The organism is Exiguobacterium sp. s75 (assembly GCF_018617145.1).
Lineage (GTDB): Bacteria > Bacillota > Bacilli > Exiguobacteriales > Exiguobacteriaceae > Exiguobacterium > Exiguobacterium profundum.
This window is the reverse complement of the sequence record NZ_JACSJQ010000004.1, coordinates 1-17,871: the sequence shown is the minus strand read 5'-3', so window position 1 is coordinate 17,871 and position 17,871 is coordinate 1. Positions and strand designations below refer to the sequence as shown.

Sequence of the window (17,871 nt, the reverse complement as noted above, 5' to 3'; positions counted from 1 at the left end):
TCGCCCCTCCCCTCCATCAAAAACAAGATGACTCTTACGAGTCACCTTTTGTTTGTTGTAGACGTTCAAGAGCGAGATCGTATCCACCTGTCCCATAGTTCAAGCATCGCTTCACACGTGAAATCGTGGCCGTTGAGGCGCCTGTCGCATCCTCAATTTTATGATACGTGTTTCCTTCACGAATTTGCCGCGCCACTTCAAGTCGTTGCGCAAGTGCTTGAATTTCATTAACAGTCGCTAAATCTTCGAATAATTGATAACAGTCTTCGAGTGTCTCGAGCTTCAAAATCGCTTCAAACAATTGATCGAGCTCTCGACCTCGTAATTTATCGAGTTGCATCCGCAAGCATCCTCTCTACTCATACTTCTTTCTCATTCTAAAGCAGGGGCGCCCCGGACTCAACTATTCATCGCAAAATCGCAGGAAATAGTACTTGTTTCTTCATGACTTCGTAAATGCCGAGAGGTGTCGCCCGAACATATGGCAAATGGGTAGATGCTAAAAATAGTAATGTATAAATCGGATCTTCGAACTGATAGCCCCTCGCCATGAGCTCGTCTCGCAGCTGTTTCTCTTGACCGATGAGTGTTTCGAGTGGCTCCGTCGACGTCATCCCACAGAGTGGTAACGGAATCTCGGCAACGATTTCGCCCTGGTCTACGAGGACAATCCCGCCTCCGAGCTCGTTCATTCGTTTGAACGCCAGTAACATATCCTGTTTACATTTCCCTAGAATCAAGTAGTCTCCACTGATCGAGTACGAACTGACAAGTCCACCAAAATCTCGGGCGAAACCTTTCAAGACTGTGTTCAATCGCCATTTCCCTTCTTTATCAAGCAACATGAGAAACGATTCGTCTCCATCACGCGGCAATGCATCTTGACCCGTGTCATGCGTAATTTTAAACAGTTTCATGATGACTGAGTTGATCATGTCGAGTCCGACGGGCATGCTGAAAGATAGGTCTTGTGGCGTCAGTTCGATTGAAACGTCTGTCGACGGCATCTTATTGAGGACTGCTTCCACTAATTCGTTCGGGAAAAGCGATACCCCATCACGATAAATCCATTGCCCTTTCGCAATCACAGCCGTCGGACGCGGTTCCTCGATGGCATCTAGAATGTTCAAGTGCGCGATACGGCCTGGCGCAATCGCCCCTAAAATGTGATCGAGGTCAAAGTGACGAGCCACGTTATGAGAGACAATCCGGTAGGCTTCGATAGCCGGTAATCCCACTTCGATCAAAATGCGGACAAGAGCATCCTGCATGCCGTCCTCATAAAAGCCCGGTGTCGAACCGTCCGTTGTCACCATGAGATGGTCGAACGCCGTCAGTCCATTTGCCAATAGATCACGGATCATCTCCGGCAGGTCCGGACGAATCGAGGAATGTCGAAGCGTCGTCGTATAACCTAGTTCCAATCGATTGAACGCCTCTTCCGCCGTCATCGCCTCATGGTCGCTGTGTACTCCCATCAACGCCATTTTAGTCAATGTCTTCCGCGACGCCCCCGGAAAATGCCCCTCGACCGGCAAACCGCACGTCTCGGCGTCAAGCATCCACTGAAGCATCTCATCATCACCCTTCAAGGCGCGCGGCCATGCCGTTAATTCACCTGCCATGACGACGTCCGGATGGTTAAACCACTCGTGAATGCGTTCCGAGTCGACAGCCACGCTCTCCCGGTCCAACTCCGTTTGCGTATCCAAACGGGCCCACCAATATGTACTCGTCGGCAATTGTTGAATCGCATCGAGTTGCGCAAACGCTTGCTCTTTATCTTGTAAAAAAAGCAGCATGTTGTCATTGACGAGCGTCGTCGTTCCACGCTCTCCTGCATATTTTGACAACGTCGCCGGATTGTATAATTGAAACGGATGAGCGTGAGGCTCGATATACCCAGGTACAATATACTTTCCTGTCACATCGACCGTTTCGACCGCTGATTCTGGTAAGTCTGGACCGACATACACGATGCGATCTCCCTCAATCCAAATATTCGCGGTTCTCCATTGTTTTACGTAGACGTTCAAATACGTTGCGTTTTGTAAGACGAGCGAAGGTGGCCGCAATCGATCTACGACTTCAAGTTGTGAACGAATCATCACTTTAGACCACGGTGCCCGCGCCGTTCTTTTTGTTGGCATCGAACCCAATCCTCCCTTTTTCCCTTTCAAAGCTATAAAAGAATAATTTTGAAAGCGTTTTCTTTACCTGTTTCAAGTTTACCTTTTCTCTGAATGGGTCGCAAGTTATGTTCCCTATTGTAACAAATTTCACATATATTTTTCACAAAAAAGGCGACTCTTCCTATGAAGAGTCACCTACATCAAATTTGAGTCATGACGGTTTTACGTAAGTACAGGTGCAATTGATTGACCGGAATCGGTTTACTGTAATGATAACCTTGAATGAGCGAACCACTATATTCTAATACGAACGCAAGCTGTTCCGGTCGCTCGACCCCTTCCGTGACAATCTCGAGTCCAAGCGTTTGGAAAGTTTGATATAGCCCTTCTAACAGCGCGCGGTCAAATTTATTCTCCGGAATCCCTTTCACGAAGTTTTGATCGATTTTAACGATGTCGAGACACAGGGATTGCAAGTATGAAAGCGACGATGTTCCGACACCGAAGTCATCAAGTGATATTTTGACACCGATGGCCTTTAACGCTTGAATGAATTGTTGAAGTTCATACACATTCCCACCGACTTCACTCTCTGTGATTTCCACATGCAACCGATGTGGGGGAAATCCTGTCTTAGCGAGCGTTTCCTCCAACGCTTCTAAAAACGAGTCGTCTAAAATCTGACGCTTCGATACGTTGATCGATAAAAATAAATCAAACCGCTCTGCGTACTCTTGAATCTCGGTGATGGCGCGCACAAGCACCCAGCGTCCCACATCCGAGATGAGCCCGAGTTGCTCCGCAACCGGAATGAACACGCCGGGAGAGACGAACCCTTTCTGTGGATGGTGCCAGCGAATCAACGCCTCGACTCCTCTAACTTGAAACGGCTGCGGAGAGACGATTGGTTGGTAATAGAGTTCGAACTCATCATGACGCAACGCATGACGTAAATCACGTTCCATTTCGAGCGCCTGCAAGTAATGACTCCCATCTTCAATCTCATGATAGGAAAGAATCTGATCTTTCCCGGATGCTTTGGCTTCGTGTAAAACGACATCGAGTCGCGCCATCATCACCTCATAGGAATGATGCGTCGGTCCTGTCAATTCGTCGATGCCGATACTCAAGGTCAAATGGTTCATCCCTTGCTTCAAACCCCATTCGCGCAAATCTTTCACCAATTGATTGGCGATGATCATGAGCTCCTCGGTCGTCCATTCCGGATGAATCAAGATGAACTCGTCCGCTCCGATTCTCGCAACGAAGCCATCCTCTTTATAGAACATCAAACGAGAGGCAAAGAACGTCAGCATCGCATCTCCCGTACGCTGACCAAATTGATCGTTGATGCGGCGGAAGTTGTCGAGATCGATTCCCATCACTCCAATCGACCGGGTCGTGTCCGGTAAGCTCACGAACATCTCTTCGACCGCCAATCGGTTCGGAAGACGGGTCAAGGAATCGCGGAAGGCACGCGTCAACGATTCCTTTTGTGTCTGTTCGAGTGCATCGAGCACCTCGTTCATGCTGATGGCCATCTCTTCGATTTCGTCTTGTTGATTCGGATGCAATTGAATCCGTAACCGACTATTTCGTTCTTTCGTAATCCATTTCAGTTCGTTGACGATGCCCATCAATCGTTTCGTGACAATTTGATTCACCGTCCAAAAGAGTGTCAACAATAGACCAAGACCGAGGACAAGAAGCCCGATCATCCCCGTTTCTAACATGGTCTGCGTGTTGATATAGTACGTTCGCTTCACCGAGAAGTTGAGTTCCCAGTTCGCATCTTGATAGACGGATTGAAGCGGTAACGAGACACGGGCAAATTGATTGTCTTGATCGACCGTCAACTGTTGGTGTGAAAGAGGACTGATCGATAATTTCGTTTTTGCTTGGGCACTCATCGCGGCCATGAAGTCTGGACCGATTTTCTGAATGAGCACGAGCGTCCCACCGGGTTCTCCTGTCCCATCACTCTTCACAATCGGGTGACTCATGAAGACGACCGGACCGAAATCGGTGCCATACACCGCACTTTGTTTGATTCCTGACGAGTTGACGTAACGGATCAAGTCGTTCGTGAAAATCTCTTTGTCCTCTTCACGATCCAATTCATAAAATTGAGTAAACTCCGAGTAGACGACATTTCGATCACGGTCGAGGAAAATCATTGCGCCGACTCCTAAGTTTTCGAGTGTCTCTTCCCCCATGTTATTTTCAATGAATGCCTCATTCTGATTTTGAACAAAATCATAGGCGTTCGTCCAGACTGACCAATCGACAAGAATCCGTTCGAGCATGAGTCGGTGATTGGCGAACACTTCTGACACACTTTCGATTTGATCGCGGGTCATCGCCCTGTCCTGTTCAATACTTTTCTCTACAAAATACGGTTTGATGACGAATAAAATGACACCGATGAAGAGTACGATGTTCACAGCTATCGCAATAAATAATTTTGTTTGAACACGCAGGCCGACCACCCTCCTTCTTCAAGCTACTTTATTATTGTAGAACAGGATGTCAGCATTTCCTTTTTTTCGCATGAAAAAAAGGATGGGTTGACCCATCCTTCAAATAATCTGCGTGAACGCCCGTGACCCGATGTCCGTTCGGTGGAACGTCTCAGGTAAATCGAGTTGTGAAATCGCCGCATACACAGCCGTTTTCGCCTCAAGCAGTGTCGGCTTCGTCGCCGTCACAACGAGTAGACGACCTCCGCTCCCTACGACTTGTTGGCCCTTCTTTGTCGTGCCGGCATGGAAGACCAGCACATCTTTCGGAAGCGACTCAAATCCTGATAACACCTGGCCCGTGATCGGTCGGTCCGGATACCCTTCGGCCGCAATGACGACACCCATCGTGTATCCGTCAATCCACTCAACCGAATACGATTCTTGGCGAACGACCGCTTCAATCACGTCCAGGAGCGGTGATTTCAAGTTCGGCAAGATGACCTCCGTTTCCGGGTCACCGAAGCGTGCGTTGAATTCGATGACTTTTGGTCCATCCACTGTCAAGATGAGACCGGCGTACAAGAATCCTTCAAATGGAGTACCTCGCTTGACCATCGTCTGTACGAGCGGTTTTATTACGGTCTCGACGGCCTCTTCATACACGTCCTTTGGCAGATGCGGCATCGGGCTATATGCGCCCATCCCACCCGTGTTTGGTCCCCCGTCGCCGTCATAGGCACGTTTATGATCTTGCGAGGTGATCATCGGAATGACACGCTCTCCCGAGACGAACGCCATGAGCGAAAACTCTTCCCCATCGAGGAACTCCTCGATGACGACTTGTGACTGTTGCCCAAATTTATCCGTCGTGAAAATATCACGTATGGCAGCTTCCGCCTCTTCGACCGTGAACGCAACCGTGACGCCTTTACCGGCAGCCAATCCGTCCGCCTTGACGACGAGTGGTGCCCCTAACTTCTCGATATAGGCAAGCGCCGATGCCGCATCCGTGAACGCCTCGTACGCCGCTGTCGGAATTCCGGCTTCCATCATGACTTCTTTGGCGAATGCTTTGCTTCCCTCGAGTAAGGCAGCCGCTTTCGTCGGTCCAAAGATGTTCAGCCCTTTGTCGCGGAACGTATCGACGACTCCTGCCATGAGCGACGACTCCGGTCCGACAATCGTCCATTCGATTTCGTTCTCTTCTGCGAAATGGGCGAGCGCCTCCACGTCTGTTTCATGGATCGACGCGCACGTCATCCCTTCCATGAAGTCGTTGCCCGGTGCAACGAAGACGTGATGCCCGTCTTGTTTCAACTTCCATGCGAGCGCATGCTCGCGCCCTCCTCGACCGATGACCAATACGTTCATGACGCAAACCCCTCTCAGTGTTTGAAATGTCTGACTGATGTGAATACCATCGTAATGCCATGGCGATTTGCCGCTTCAATCGATTCGGCATCGCGAATCGACCCACCCGGTTGGATGATGGCCGTGATGCCCGCTGCCGCTGCCGCTTCGACCGTATCTGCCATCGGGAAGAAGGCATCACTTCCGAGAGCCGCGCCTGACGCGCGTTCCCCGGCTTGTTCAAAAGCGATTTTCGCTGCACCGACGCGGTTCATCTGTCCGGCACCGATTCCAATCGTCGTCTCGTCTTTTGCGACGACAATCGCGTTCGATTTGACGTGCTTGACGACACGCCATGCAAGTTTCAAATCTTCCCATTCCGCTGCTGTCGGGCGACGATCCGTCACGATTTGGCATGAGGCATCATCGAGTGTCATGTCATCCCCGTCTTGTACGAGCAATCCTCCGGCGACAGCCGTAAGGCGCATGCCTGTCATCTGTCCCATATCTAACGTCAACAACCGAAGATTCTTTTTCTCTTTCAATCGGTCAAGTGCTGCCTCGCTAAAAGATGGGGCAATGATGATCTCTAAAAAGATGTTGCGAAGGGCATCTGCCGTCTCAAGATCGACTTCACGGTTTAAGGCGACAATTCCACCAAAGATTGAGACCGGGTCGGCCGCATGAGCACGTTCGAACGCTTGAGAAATCGTCCGTCCGACTGCAACGCCGCACGGGTTCATGTGCTTGACGACGACTGCCGCCGGCTCAGTCAATTCACTGAGTGCTTCGAGGGCTGCATTCGTATCTTGAATGTTGTTATACGAGAGCTCTTTCCCGTGAAGCTGTGTCGCATTTGCAAGTGTCATCCCGTCATATAACGGTGTCTTATAAAACGCCGCTTGTTGGTGTGGGTTCTCTCCGTAACGAAGGTCTTGAACTTTTTCATACGTGAGCGTCAACTGCTCTGGGAACGTTTCGCCGATTTGACGACCTAAGTAGTCAGCAATCAACGCGTCATAGGCAGCCGTATGTCGGAACGCTTTCGTCGCAAGACGTTGACGTGTTTCAAACGATGTACCGCCTCCACGTACTTCCTCGGCGACGAGTGTATAATCACTCGGGTCCACGACGACGGTGACACTCGCATGGTTTTTCGCAGCCGAACGCAACATGCTCGGTCCACCGATATCAATGTTTTCAATCGCTTCTTCGTATGTCGTATTCTCTTTCGCAATCGTCTCCTTGAACGGATACAGATTGACCACGACATAATCGATTGGTTCGATGTGATGATCTTTCATTTGTGCGACATGCGTATCGAGGTCGCGACGTCCGAGCAAGCCCCCGTGAACGAGTGGGTGCAACGTTTTGACACGGCCGTCTAACATTTCAGGGAACGATGTCACTTCCGAAATGTTTTTGACTGGTAATCCTGCCTGTTGAAGCGCCGCCTCGGTCCCACCTGTTGAGATGAGCTCGATGCCCGCCTCATGCAAGACGGTCGCAAGTTCGACAATTCCCGTTTTATCAGAAACACTTAATAATGCTCTCACTTGAAAACCTCCTGTTGATTCAATACTTGTTGTAATACGCGCGGATACAGTTGGTGCTCGATCGTCTGAATGCGACGCGTCGCCTCGGTGCGGTCACACCCTTCAATCTCGACAGACGCCTGTGCGATGATCGGACCCGTGTCCATCCCCGCATCCACATAATGAACGGTCACACCACTCGTCGGTACGTTGGCGTCAAGCGCCTGTCCGATCGCGTCTTTACCCGGAAAAGCTGGTAAAAGCGATGGATGAATGTTTAGAATGCGATTCGGATATGCGGATAGTAACACATTACCGATCAAGCGCATATACCCCGCCAACACGATATAGTCTACACGAAGCGTACGGAGCAGGACGAGAATCTCTTCCTCGAACTCTTCTTTTGACGCGTACGCCTTCGGTGTAAACGAAAAACTCGGAATCCCGTGACGCTCCGCTCGATCGAGAACAGTAGCTTCTGGTTTGTCCGTCACGAGCAACACACATTCAGCAGACAAATGACCATCGGTGATCGCTTGCCAGATCGCTTCGGCGTTACTTCCCGATCCTGACGCAAAGATGGCAAATCGTTTCATTGGTCCACTCCTGAAATCCGGATGCCTGGACGACTCTCGACTTTCCCGATTCGGTGCGCAGTCTCCCCGACACGTTCAAGCGCCGCTTCGACGAGTTCCACATCTTCAGCTCGTACCGTGATCATATACCCGATTCCCATATTGAAGACGTTGAACATTTCTTGCTTCGAGATGTTCCCGACTTGTTCGAGCCAGTCGAATACAGGAAGACTCGGCCAACTCGACGCATCGAACGTGATGCCAAGACCTTCTGGCAACATGCGAGGCACATTCTCATAGAAGCCACCACCTGTGATGTGTGCCATCCCTTGAACCTTGCCTGTCGAAATGGCCGCTTTCGCCGCTTCGGCATAAATCCGTGTCGGCAACAGCAAGGCGTTCCCGAGTGTCGTATCGAGCATCGCAATCTCATCCGTATAATGAAGACCTTGTGCTTCCACGATATGACGTACAAGGGAGAACCCATTCGAGTGAACGCCTGAAGATGCAAGTCCGAGCACGACATCTCCATCCTGGATCGTCGAACCGTCGAGCAAGTCCTCTTTCTCTACGACACCGACCGCAAATCCAGCGATGTCATATTCGCCATCCGGATACATCCCTGGCATCTCAGCCGTTTCGCCACCGACGAGCGCACAACCGGCTTGGACACACCCTTCCGCAACACCTGCGACGATTCGCTCCAGTTTGGCCGGTTCTGCTTTCCCGGTCGCAATATAGTCGAGGAAATAGAGCGGTTCTGCTCCATGCACGAGACAATCGTTGACGCACATGGCGACGCAATCGATTCCAATCGTGTCGTGTTGGTCGAGCGCGAACGCCAATTTCAGTTTCGTCCCGACCCCGTCAGTCCCGCTCACGAGAATCGGATGTTTCATGTTCATCGAACCGAGGTCAATCATCGCTCCGAAACTACCGAGTCCTGTCATCACTTCCGGACGCATTGTCCGAGCGACATGACGTTTCATACGGGATACGGCCTCGTACCCTGCTTCTAAATTCACACCCGCTTGTTCATAACGAACGCTCATCGCTTTTCCCCCTTAAGCCTTTGTCTCTGTCACGAGTTCTGCCAGTTCAGTCGGATAAAGTCCCGTGAAGCATGCAGCACACTGCCCGCGTAGTGCTCCTTCGAATGGACGATCGATGGCTTCGACCGTTCCATCCAATGTGAGGAACGCTAGTGAATCGGCACCAATCTCTTCTCTGATTTCTTCAATGGATTTGGTTGCCGCAATTAACTCTTCCTTGGTGGATGTATCGATTCCGTAGTAACACGGATGTTTGATCGGTGGTGACGTGATGCGCACATGCACTTCCGTCGCGCCTGCCTCTCGTAGTAACGTGACGATTCGGCGACTCGTCGTTCCACGGACGATGGAATCATCGACCATGATGACGCGTTTCCCGTTTACGACACCGCGTAACGCTGACAACTTCATCTTCACCCCGCGCTCCCGTAATTCCTGGGACGGTTGAATGAACGTCCGTCCGACGTAACGGTTTTTAATGAGTCCCATTTCGTAAGGAATTCCGCTCGCCTCAGCATAGCCGATTGCCGCAGAAATACTCGAATCCGGAACACCTGTCACGACATCCGCTTCGACCGGTGCTTCTTCAAACATCTTTTTCCCCATGGCCTTACGCGCCGTATGCACGTTGATGCCATCGATGATGGAGTCTGGTCTTGAGAAGTAGATGTATTCCATTGAGCACATGGCACGGACGGCCGCTTCACTGAATCGCTCTGACGTGATGCCTTCATTCGTGATCATGAGCAATTCTCCTGGCTCCACATCCCGTACGTACGTCGCCCCCACGACGTCAAACGCACACGTTTCTGAAGCGAACACGTAAGCCCCGTCTTCGGTTTGTCCGAGTGACAATGGACGTAACCCATGCACGTCAACACCGACGTACAGTGCATCTTCCGTCAAGAACAGGAATGCGAATGCCCCGACGAGACGGGCCAAGCTGTCGGCGATTCGTTCTTTCAACGAATTGCCGCGACTCCGCTTGATGAGGTGGGCCACGACTTCCGTGTCGGACGTCGTCTGGAAGATCGCGCCTTCCGCTTCGAGCATATGTTTCAACTCGGTCGCATTCACAAGGTTTCCGTTATGCGCCATCGCCAAATCGCCAGTCAACGACTTGAAATGGAGCGGTTGAACATTCTCGAGCGTGTTGCCGCCAGCCGTCGAGTAGCGGACGTGTCCAATCGCATGATTCCCGGTGAGTGCGTCGAGAGATGTTTCGTCAAACACTTCGGTGACGAGTCCGAGTCCACGTTTCGCGTGGAGACGCTCTCCGTCTGCCGTGACGATTCCTGTTCCTTCTTGGCCACGGTGTTGCAAGCTGTGAAGTCCGTAATAGGCTAGGTGTGACGCTTCGATGTGACCGAACACACCGAAGACGCCGCATTCCTCGTTCATGCCTCGGATGTCATATAACATGGAATAGCTCCTTCCCATACACGCTCTAACTCTTTCACGTCCATTTCAATCAAGCGGTCGCTTGCGCGAACGACAAGAGTGGATGTTTCTGTAACTGTCCCGATTGCTTTTCCGTTCGTCATGCTCGCGAATGCCTCGGCATGTGCCTTGTCGACCGTCACGAGGAAACGTGACTGTGATTCACTGAATAGCGCCGTCACGAGATCTGTGTCAATCGTCACGTCCACGCCGAACCCTGTTCCAAAGACCAGTTCCGGTAACGCTGCCGCAAGACCACCCTCTGATACATCATGTGCCGCCGTGACCAGACCTTCACGGATAGCGTGAAGCAACGCCTTTTGTGTCTGACGTTCTTCTTCAAGATTGAGTGTCGGTGCATGACCGCTCACTTTTCCGTCTTGCAACATCTGAAGGGCACTTCCGCCAAACTCTGCTTTTGTCTCACCGAGTAAGAAGACGACGTCTCCCGCTTGTTTCGCAAACGATGTCGTAATATGTTCTGGTTTCTCGATGAGCCCGACCATTCCAACGACCGGTGTCGGGTAGATGGCTTGTCCGTTTGATTCGTTATAAAGCGATACGTTCCCTCCGATGACTGGCGTATCGAGCGTACGACACGCTTCTGCCATTCCTTCGACGGCTTGGTCGAGCTGCCAGAACCCTTCCGGTTTATCCGGGCTCCCGAAGTTGAGACAGTCCGTCAAGGCGATTGGTTCTGCACCACTTGCGACGATATTTCGTGCCGCCTCCGCGACAGCGATGGCTCCACCGACACGTGGGTCGAGATAGACATATTTCGCATTGCAGTCTGTCGTCATCGCGAGCGACTTCTCCGTCTCACGAATGCGAATGACCGCGGCATCACTACCTGGTGCGACGACTGTCGACGTTTGTACCATATGGTCATATTGCTCATACACCCAACGTTTCGAGGCGATGCTCGGCATCGCAAGGACATCTTTCCATGTCGCCATCACATCTTCGACGATTGGTGTGACCGGCTCCATTGCTTGGAAAGCTTCATAATATGCTGGAACTTTAGACGGTTTATGATAGACAGGAGCGTCTTCTGCGAGTGCGTCGACTGGTACTTCCGCCGCGACTTCCCCTTGATGAACGAGACGAAGTACTTTTTCTTCAATGACTTCCCCAACTTTGATTGCATGAAGTCCCCACTTCGTGACGATTGCTTCGATTTCGTCTTCATGTCCAGCTTTGACGACGAGGAGCATCCGCTCTTGCGATTCCGAAAGCATCATCTCGTAAGGTGTCATGCCTGTCTCACGTTGTGGGACGAGGTCTAGATTCATCTCGATTCCCATCCCTGCTTTCGATGCCATCTCTGCTGACGATGACGTCAATCCGGCTGCGCCCATGTCTTGAATCCCGACGAGCGCGGGGTGCTTGATGACTTCGAGACACGCTTCGATCAAGAGTTTCTCCATGAACGGGTCTCCGACTTGGACGGCTGGACGTTTCTCTTCCGCGTCTTCCCCGAGTTCTTCAGAAGCGAACGTGGCACCATGGATTCCGTCACGTCCTGTCGTTGCTCCGACGTACATGACCGAGTTCCCGACACCTTCCGCGATTCCTTTTTGAATGTCTTCATGACGGATAAAGCCGACGCACATCGCGTTGACGAGTGGATTTCCTGAGTAAGCCGGGTCAAAGGCGACTTCCCCACCGACAGTCGGGATACCGACACAGTTCCCGTATCCAGCGATGCCGGATACGACATGACCGAATAAATGTTTCACACGTGATTCGTTCAAATCTCCGAAACGGAGTGAGTTCAATAAAGCAATCGGACGGGCGCCCATCGAGAAGATGTCACGGATGATTCCGCCAACCCCAGTCGCCGCTCCTTGATAAGGCTCGATCGCGGATGGATGGTTATGACTCTCGATTTTAAAGGCGACGGCTTGGCCGTCTCCGATGTCGACGATTCCAGCCCCTTCTCCCGGTCCTTGTAAGACGTGCTTGCCGGTTGTCGGAAACTTCCGGAGCACCGGTTTCGAGTTTTTGTACGAACAGTGTTCAGACCACATGACCGAGAAGAGACCAATCTCTGTATAATTCGGTTCCCGGCCAAGCAGTGAGACGACGAGCGCGTATTCGTCGTCCGATAATCCCATCGTGGCATAGATCCGTTCATCACGAATTTGTGTAGCTGTCGGTTCAGTTGTAAGTAACATGTCGTGCCCCCCATTTTACGATTGATGTGAATAACCGTTTACCGTCTTCCCCACCGAGCAACGCTTCGACCGCACGCTCCGGGTGTGGCATCATGCCGAGTACGTTCCCTGCCTCGTTCGTGATGCCGGCGATGTTTTCGACCGATCCGTTCGGGTTCTCTTTATAGGTGAACACAATCTGGCCATTTGCCTTCAATGCCGCAAGTGTCGCATCGTCACAGTAGTAGTTGCCCTCACCGTGTGCGATTGGCACGCGAATCGTTTCCTGTGCCGCATACTCACTTGTGAACATCGTCTCGTTGTTTTCGACGACGAGGTCGACGGTCTTACACATGAATTTCAAATCGCGGTTTCGCATCAATACACCTGGGAGGAGTCCCGCTTCGACGAGCACTTGGAATCCGTTACATACGCCAAGAACCGGGCGTCCTTCTTCCGCGAAACGCTTCACTTCAGCCATGATTGGTGAAAACTGGGCGATTGACCCGCAGCGCAAGTAGTCTCCGTATGAGAAACCGCCTGGTAAGAGGACTCCATCAAATCCTTCAAGTGAGGTTTCCGTATGGAACACGTATTCCGCTTCTTCCCCGAGCACATCTTTTACCGCATGGTACATGTCGAGGTCACAGTTTGATCCTGGAAAGACGATGACCGCAAACTTCATGCGAGTACCCCCATCTCGATTTCAAAATTCTCAATGACCGTATTGACGAGTAACTTCTCACACATTTCTTTGACCATGGCTTCTGTCGTGTCGTCCGCTACTTGAAGCTCGATGACTTTCCCGATCCGCACCGATTCAACTCCAGCGAATCCGAGATGTTCGAGTCCACCTTTTACAGCTACTCCTTGTGGGTCGAGTACACTTTCACGTAATGTCACATACACGTTTACTTTTTTCATTGTCCGTTTCCCCCTATGCGTGTTAACAATTGTCCATACGTTTCAGTCAAAGAACCTAAATCGCGACGGAATACATCTTTATCAAGTTTCTGTTTCGTTTTTTTGTCCCAGAGACGGCACGTATCCGGTGAGATTTCATCCGCCAAAATGATCGTCCCATCCACTTTTCCGAACTCTAGTTTGAAATCGATCACGTCGATGCCGTGTTGACTAAAGAAATCGAGCAAGACATCGTTTACCCAAAGCCCGAGTTGTCGCAATGTTTCGACTTCTTTGTGTGTGGCAACTTGCAATAATCGGATATGATCTTCTGTGAGGAGTGGGTCCCCAAGAGCGTCGTCCTTATAATAAAACTCGACAATCGGTGCGAGGAGCGGTGTTCCCTCTTCCCAACCGAGACGTTTCGCTAGACTACCGGCCGCGACGTTGCGGACGACCACTTCTAACGGGATGATGTCGACACGGCGGACCAACTGTTCTCGCTCTGAGATTCGTTTGATAAAGTGCGTCGGAATCTTGTTGTCATGCATCAATTCGAACAACTGGGTCGTGATGGCGTTGTTTAAAATCCCCTTCCCATCAATCGACTCTTTCTTCTCTCCATTGAATGCTGTCGCATCGTCTTTGTAGTACACACGAAGCACACCCGCTTCTTCTGTCTCAAATAATGCCTTCGCCTTACCTTCATAAATTGCTTTCATCTGAACCGTTCCCCCTTAAAAGTGAGAGGGGCATGTCGCCCCTCAACGATTACAAACCACAGCGTTCAAAAATCGTATCGACACGACGTACGTGATAACGCGGGTCGAACAACTCATCGAGCTCTTCACTCGTAAAGAGTGCGCCCATTTCTTTGTCCTCTTCAATCAATGTACGGAACATCGTCTCTTCTTCCCATGCCTGCATCGCCTTCGGTTGAACCGCGTCGTATGCCGCTTCACGAGACCAACCCTTTTCGATGAGACCGAGTAAGATCCGTTGCGAGAAGATGATTCCGAACGTGCGGTCCATGTTGCGACGCATGTTGTCCGGGAAGACCGTCAAGTTCTTCACGATGTTACCGAAACGGTTCAACATGTAGTTGAGGAGAATCGTTGCATCCGGAATGATGATTCGTTCTGCTGATGAGTGCGAGATATCACGTTCATGCCAGAGTGGGACGTTCTCGTATGCTGTCATCATATGACCGCGAATGACGCGTGCAAGACCCGTCATATTTTCAGAACCGATTGGGTTACGTTTATGCGGCATCGCCGACGACCCTTTTTGTCCTTTCGCAAAGAACTCTTCCACTTCGCGTGTCTCTGTTTTTTGAAGTCCACGAATCTCCGTTGCCATCTTTTCAATCGATGTGGCAATCAATGCGAGTGTTGACATGTACTCGGCATGACGGTCACGTTGGAGAGTCTGTGTCGAAATCGGTGCAGCTTGGATACCGAGCTTGTCACAGACGTATGACTCGATGAACGGGTCGATATTCGCAAACGTCCCGACCGCTCCGCTCATCTTCCCGAATTCAATCGTTTCGCGAGCTGCCATGAAGCGTTTTTTGTTCCGTTTCATCTCTTCATACCAGAGGGCGAGCTTCAGACCGAACGTGGTCGGTTCTGCGTGCACGCCGTGGGTACGTCCCATCATGATGTCATACTTATGTGCTTTCGCTTTTTCTGCGAGAATACCGATGAAGCGATCTAAATCGGCTTCTAAAAGATCATTCGCCTGTTTGATTAAGTACGAGAGTGCCGTGTCGACGACATCCGTCGACGTCAAGCCGTAATGTACCCACTTTTTCTCTTCTCCTAGTGTCTCGGAAACGGCACGAGTGAACGCGATTACATCATGACGTGTCTCTTGTTCAATCTCTAGAATGCGATCCACATCAAACGATGCCTTGTCCCAAAGGACTTGGACATCTTCTTTCGGGATGATACCGAGTTCACTCCAAGCCTCACAGGCATAAAGTTCAACTTTTAACCAAGCCTCGAATTTGTTTTGATCAGTCCAAATGTTTGCCATCTCTGGGCGGGTATAGCGTGAAATCATAAAACGGTCTCCTTCCAAATTGCCAGTTGTTCGATGGTATGAAGCGCTTCTTCGACCGTGTCAGCAAGGACGTTCAAATGTCCCATTTTACGACCTGTCTTCGCTTCATCTTTTCCATACAGATGTAGTTTAACATTCGATGGCAATGCTTTGACATGAAGTCGTGGCATATGCTCACCGAGAAGGTTGACCATGACGACAGGCGATATCAATCTCGTCCGTCCGAGGCGCATCCCGGTCACGGCTCGAATGTGTTGTTCAAATTGTGAGGTTTCACAAGCGTCAATCGTGTAATGCCCGGAGTTGTGGGGACGTGGTGCAAGCTCATTCACATATAGACGGCCATCCGTCATGACGAACAGTTCGACAGCGAGCGTTCCCATTAAACCGATATGGTCTGCGAGCTGGAGTGCGAGATGTCTTGCATCCTCTTGAATCTCATTTGATACGCGAGCCGGTACAATTGATAAATGTAGGATGTTGTTGTGATGAATGTTTTCACTGATCGGGAATGTCGACGTTTCGTCATGTCCTCTTGTCACAATGACCGAGATTTCTTTTTCAAATGGCAACCAAGCCTCGGCGACGTATTCCTGTTCGACAAAATGTTCAGCGAAGGTCTGAAGATCATGTTCCGACCGAATGACCGTCTGCCCTTTCCCGTCATAGCCGAAACGACACGTTTTGATGACAAACGGTAAACCGAGCTTCTCATATGCCTGCCGTACATCTCGAACCGTACGTACCGAAACATACGGTGCGACACGTAGTCCTGCTGATTCAATCATCTGTTTCTCTAAGATGCGATGTTGCGTCGCCTTCAATACGTCCATACCTTGTGGGCATTTTTCTTCGATGGCTGCAATCATTTCCGTATCGATGTTCTCAAATTCATACGTCACAACGTCTGAACGAGCAGCGAGTTCTTTTGCGGCATCGACATCATCAAATGAGGCAACAATTGAATCTGCCACTTGAGCAGTCGGTGAATTGGGGTTCGGGTCAAGACAAAGTGTCGTGTATCCCATTGCACTCGCACTGAGTGACATCATCCGTCCAAGTTGTCCTCCACCTAAAATTCCAATTCTCATCAAACCAACTCCTCCGTTCCTCGCATCGCCATCTCTTGTTTCTTCTCACGAAATGCATCAAGTCGATTTGTAATGTCTGTGGAGTGGATGCTGAGGATTTGAGCAGCCAATAATCCTGCATTCGTTGCTCCCGCTTTTCCGATGGCAACAGTTGCTACTGGAACTCCTGCAGGCATCTGAACAATGGAGAGGAGCGAATCCATTCCATTGAGTGCTTTCGACTGAACCGGGACACCGATGACAGGAAGTGTCGTTTTCGCAGCGACCATTCCAGGAAGGTGGGCTGCCCCACCAGCACCCGCAATGATCACTTGGATGCCTCTGCCTCGTGCCTCTTCAGCATATTCGAACATAAGGTCTGGTGTACGGTGAGCGGATACGACTTGTTTTTCATATGGAATCTGCAACTCATCCAACACGTCACACGTATGTTTCATCGTCTCCCAATCAGATGAACTTCCCATGATTACTCCAACTGCTACGTTCATTCCCAATGTCCCCCTTACAAAAAGAAATCCCTAAACCGACAATCAGTTTAGGGTATAGGCATGACAAATACACGTCCGCTACACCCCATAGTCTGATCAGAATCGGTAATCAGGTAGAAACTTGCAAGCCATTTCCTTGCGATTATATGGAGCACTATTTATTTTTCTTATCTCACACGCCTATCGTACCTTGTTCTTTGAAAACATGTCAATAAACTGCGAACATTTTAATTGTCTGAATATTTATCGTTCGCTTTTTGGATGTTATCAGCACAATTTTCTCCGATAATGTATGCTATTGAAAAGGGGGGAGTTCGATGAGTTACATATCGAGTCTTAGAGAAGTGGTTGGCAACCGACCGATCATCAGTGTGGGAGCAACCATTTTGGTCATCAATCAAAAGCAAGAGGTACTGATGCAATTCCGATCGGATACACTTGACTGGGGTTTACCAGGAGGATCGATGGAACTCGGGGAAACGTTGGAAGAAGTCGCTGCTAGAGAAGTGAACTACTCGCCACTTATTTGCTTCGCAAATTGAAGTGGGAGCTTCTTGGGAAGACCGTACTTTTATTAGCCACGATTGTTTACCAAGCTCGTCGGGTGGTTCCCACCCTGAAGG

The 17,871-nt window shown here is 50.4% G+C and carries 15 protein-coding genes, 1 pseudogene and 1 riboswitch; of the genes and pseudogenes, 1 reads left to right on the top strand and 15 read right to left on the bottom strand.

What is annotated here, in order from left to right; translation table 11 throughout:
* Nucleotides 1–34 precede the first annotated feature (34 nt).
* The 15 genes from KNO68_RS12330 to purE form a co-directional block, all read right to left on the bottom strand.
* On the bottom strand, nt 35–340 hold the full coding sequence (locus tag KNO68_RS12330) for a YerC/YecD family TrpR-related protein (protein WP_015880718.1): 306 nt from the start codon (nt 338–340) through the stop codon (nt 35–37).
* Between the two features lie 67 nt (nt 341–407).
* Nucleotides 408–2,150 carry an adenine deaminase C-terminal domain-containing protein gene (locus KNO68_RS12325; protein ID WP_215112607.1) on the bottom strand — a complete coding sequence of 581 codons (1,743 nt, stop codon included), beginning with the start codon at nt 2,148–2,150 and terminating at the stop codon, nt 408–410.
* 182 nt (nt 2,151–2,332) lie between these two features.
* Nucleotides 2,333–4,621, bottom strand: a complete 2,289-nt coding sequence (locus tag KNO68_RS12320; protein WP_215112608.1) for a bifunctional diguanylate cyclase/phosphodiesterase — start codon at nt 4,619–4,621, stop codon at nt 2,333–2,335.
* Nucleotides 4,622–4,711: 90 nt separating this feature from the next.
* Nucleotides 4,712–5,965 (bottom strand): phosphoribosylamine--glycine ligase, encoded by a 1,254-nt coding sequence (gene purD, locus KNO68_RS12315; protein WP_215112609.1) that lies wholly within the window; start codon nt 5,963–5,965, stop codon nt 4,712–4,714.
* A gap of 14 nt (nt 5,966–5,979) precedes the next feature.
* Nucleotides 5,980–7,500 (bottom strand): bifunctional phosphoribosylaminoimidazolecarboxamide formyltransferase/IMP cyclohydrolase, encoded by a 1,521-nt coding sequence (purH, locus tag KNO68_RS12310; protein WP_215112610.1) that lies wholly within the window; start codon nt 7,498–7,500, stop codon nt 5,980–5,982.
* A complete protein-coding gene (gene purN / locus KNO68_RS12305) occupies nt 7,497–8,075 on the bottom strand; it encodes a phosphoribosylglycinamide formyltransferase (protein WP_215112611.1) in 579 nt (192 codons plus the stop codon). The genes purH and purN overlap by 4 nt, the downstream gene beginning before the upstream one ends.
* Nucleotides 8,072–9,106 (bottom strand): phosphoribosylformylglycinamidine cyclo-ligase, encoded by a 1,035-nt coding sequence (purM, locus tag KNO68_RS12300; protein WP_214685456.1) that lies wholly within the window; start codon nt 9,104–9,106, stop codon nt 8,072–8,074. Before purM ends, purN begins: the two co-directional genes overlap by 4 nt.
* A 12-nt stretch (nt 9,107–9,118) precedes the next feature.
* Entirely contained in the window at nt 9,119–10,528 is a 1,410-nt protein-coding gene (gene purF / locus KNO68_RS12295) for an amidophosphoribosyltransferase (RefSeq protein ID WP_214685454.1), read from the bottom strand.
* On the bottom strand, nt 10,504–12,723 hold the full coding sequence (gene purL, locus KNO68_RS12290) for a phosphoribosylformylglycinamidine synthase subunit PurL (RefSeq protein ID WP_215112612.1): 2,220 nt from the start codon (nt 12,721–12,723) through the stop codon (nt 10,504–10,506). The genes purF and purL overlap by 25 nt, the downstream gene beginning before the upstream one ends.
* Nucleotides 12,707–13,387 (bottom strand): phosphoribosylformylglycinamidine synthase subunit PurQ, encoded by a 681-nt coding sequence (gene purQ, locus KNO68_RS12285; protein WP_215112613.1) that lies wholly within the window; start codon nt 13,385–13,387, stop codon nt 12,707–12,709. The genes purL and purQ overlap by 17 nt, the downstream gene beginning before the upstream one ends.
* Complete coding sequence (gene purS, locus KNO68_RS12280) at nt 13,384–13,626, bottom strand: phosphoribosylformylglycinamidine synthase subunit PurS (protein WP_031420917.1); 243 nt, start codon at nt 13,624–13,626, stop codon at nt 13,384–13,386. The genes purQ and purS overlap by 4 nt, the downstream gene beginning before the upstream one ends.
* The gene (purC, locus tag KNO68_RS12275) at nt 13,623–14,327 is read right to left on the bottom strand and encodes a phosphoribosylaminoimidazolesuccinocarboxamide synthase (RefSeq protein ID WP_215112614.1); all 705 of its coding nucleotides are present in this window, start codon (nt 14,325–14,327) and stop codon (nt 13,623–13,625) included. The genes purS and purC overlap by 4 nt, the downstream gene beginning before the upstream one ends.
* A 49-nt stretch (nt 14,328–14,376) precedes the next feature.
* Nucleotides 14,377–15,669: an adenylosuccinate lyase gene (gene purB / locus KNO68_RS12270; RefSeq protein ID WP_015880706.1), complete on the bottom strand. Its 1,293-nt coding sequence runs from the start codon at nt 15,667–15,669 to the stop codon at nt 14,377–14,379.
* Nucleotides 15,666–16,760 (bottom strand): 5-(carboxyamino)imidazole ribonucleotide synthase, encoded by a 1,095-nt coding sequence (gene purK / locus KNO68_RS12265; RefSeq protein WP_215112615.1) that lies wholly within the window; start codon nt 16,758–16,760, stop codon nt 15,666–15,668. The genes purB and purK overlap by 4 nt, the downstream gene beginning before the upstream one ends.
* Nucleotides 16,760–17,248, bottom strand: a complete 489-nt coding sequence (gene purE, locus KNO68_RS12260) for a 5-(carboxyamino)imidazole ribonucleotide mutase (protein ID WP_074032924.1) — start codon at nt 17,246–17,248, stop codon at nt 16,760–16,762. Before purE ends, purK begins: the two co-directional genes overlap by 1 nt.
* Nucleotides 17,249–17,316: 68 nt before the next feature.
* A riboswitch (purine riboswitch) is annotated at nt 17,317–17,418 on the bottom strand.
* A 147-nt stretch (nt 17,419–17,565) separates the two neighbouring features.
* On the opposite strand from purE, the pseudogene KNO68_RS12255 reads away from it, so the two are divergent.
* Nucleotides 17,566–17,757, top strand: a pseudogene (locus KNO68_RS12255) (NUDIX domain-containing protein); the annotation flags it as partial.
* Nucleotides 17,758–17,871: the final 114 nt, after the last annotated feature.

Bases quoted from the DNA above. Each gene is read 5' to 3' on its own strand.
- KNO68_RS12330 (WP_015880718.1), bottom strand. From the start codon at position 340: ATGCAACTCGATAAATTACGAGGTCGAGAGCTCGATCAATTGTTTGAA.
- KNO68_RS12325 (WP_215112607.1), bottom strand. From the start codon at position 2,150: ATGCCAACAAAAAGAACGGCGCGGGCACCGTGGTCTAAAGTGATGATT.
- purD (WP_215112609.1), bottom strand. From the start codon at position 5,965: ATGAACGTATTGGTCATCGGTCGAGGAGGGCGCGAGCATGCGCTCGCA.
- purN (WP_215112611.1), bottom strand. From the start codon at position 8,075: ATGAAACGATTTGCCATCTTTGCGTCAGGATCGGGAAGTAACGCCGAA.
- purM (WP_214685456.1), bottom strand. From the start codon at position 9,106: ATGAGCGTTCGTTATGAACAAGCGGGTGTGAATTTAGAAGCAGGGTAC.
- purF (WP_214685454.1), bottom strand. From the start codon at position 10,528: ATGTTATATGACATCCGAGGCATGAACGAGGAATGCGGCGTCTTCGGT.
- purL (WP_215112612.1), bottom strand. From the start codon at position 12,723: ATGTTACTTACAACTGAACCGACAGCTACACAAATTCGTGATGAACGG.
- purQ (WP_215112613.1), bottom strand. From the start codon at position 13,387: ATGAAGTTTGCGGTCATCGTCTTTCCAGGATCAAACTGTGACCTCGAC.
- purS (WP_031420917.1), bottom strand. From the start codon at position 13,626: ATGAAAAAAGTAAACGTGTATGTGACATTACGTGAAAGTGTACTCGAC.
- purC (WP_215112614.1), bottom strand. From the start codon at position 14,327: ATGAAAGCAATTTATGAAGGTAAGGCGAAGGCATTATTTGAGACAGAA.
- purB (WP_015880706.1), bottom strand. From the start codon at position 15,669: ATGATTTCACGCTATACCCGCCCAGAGATGGCAAACATTTGGACTGAT.
- purK (WP_215112615.1), bottom strand. From the start codon at position 16,760: ATGAGAATTGGAATTTTAGGTGGAGGACAACTTGGACGGATGATGTCA.
- purE (WP_074032924.1), bottom strand. From the start codon at position 17,248: ATGAACGTAGCAGTTGGAGTAATCATGGGAAGTTCATCTGATTGGGAG.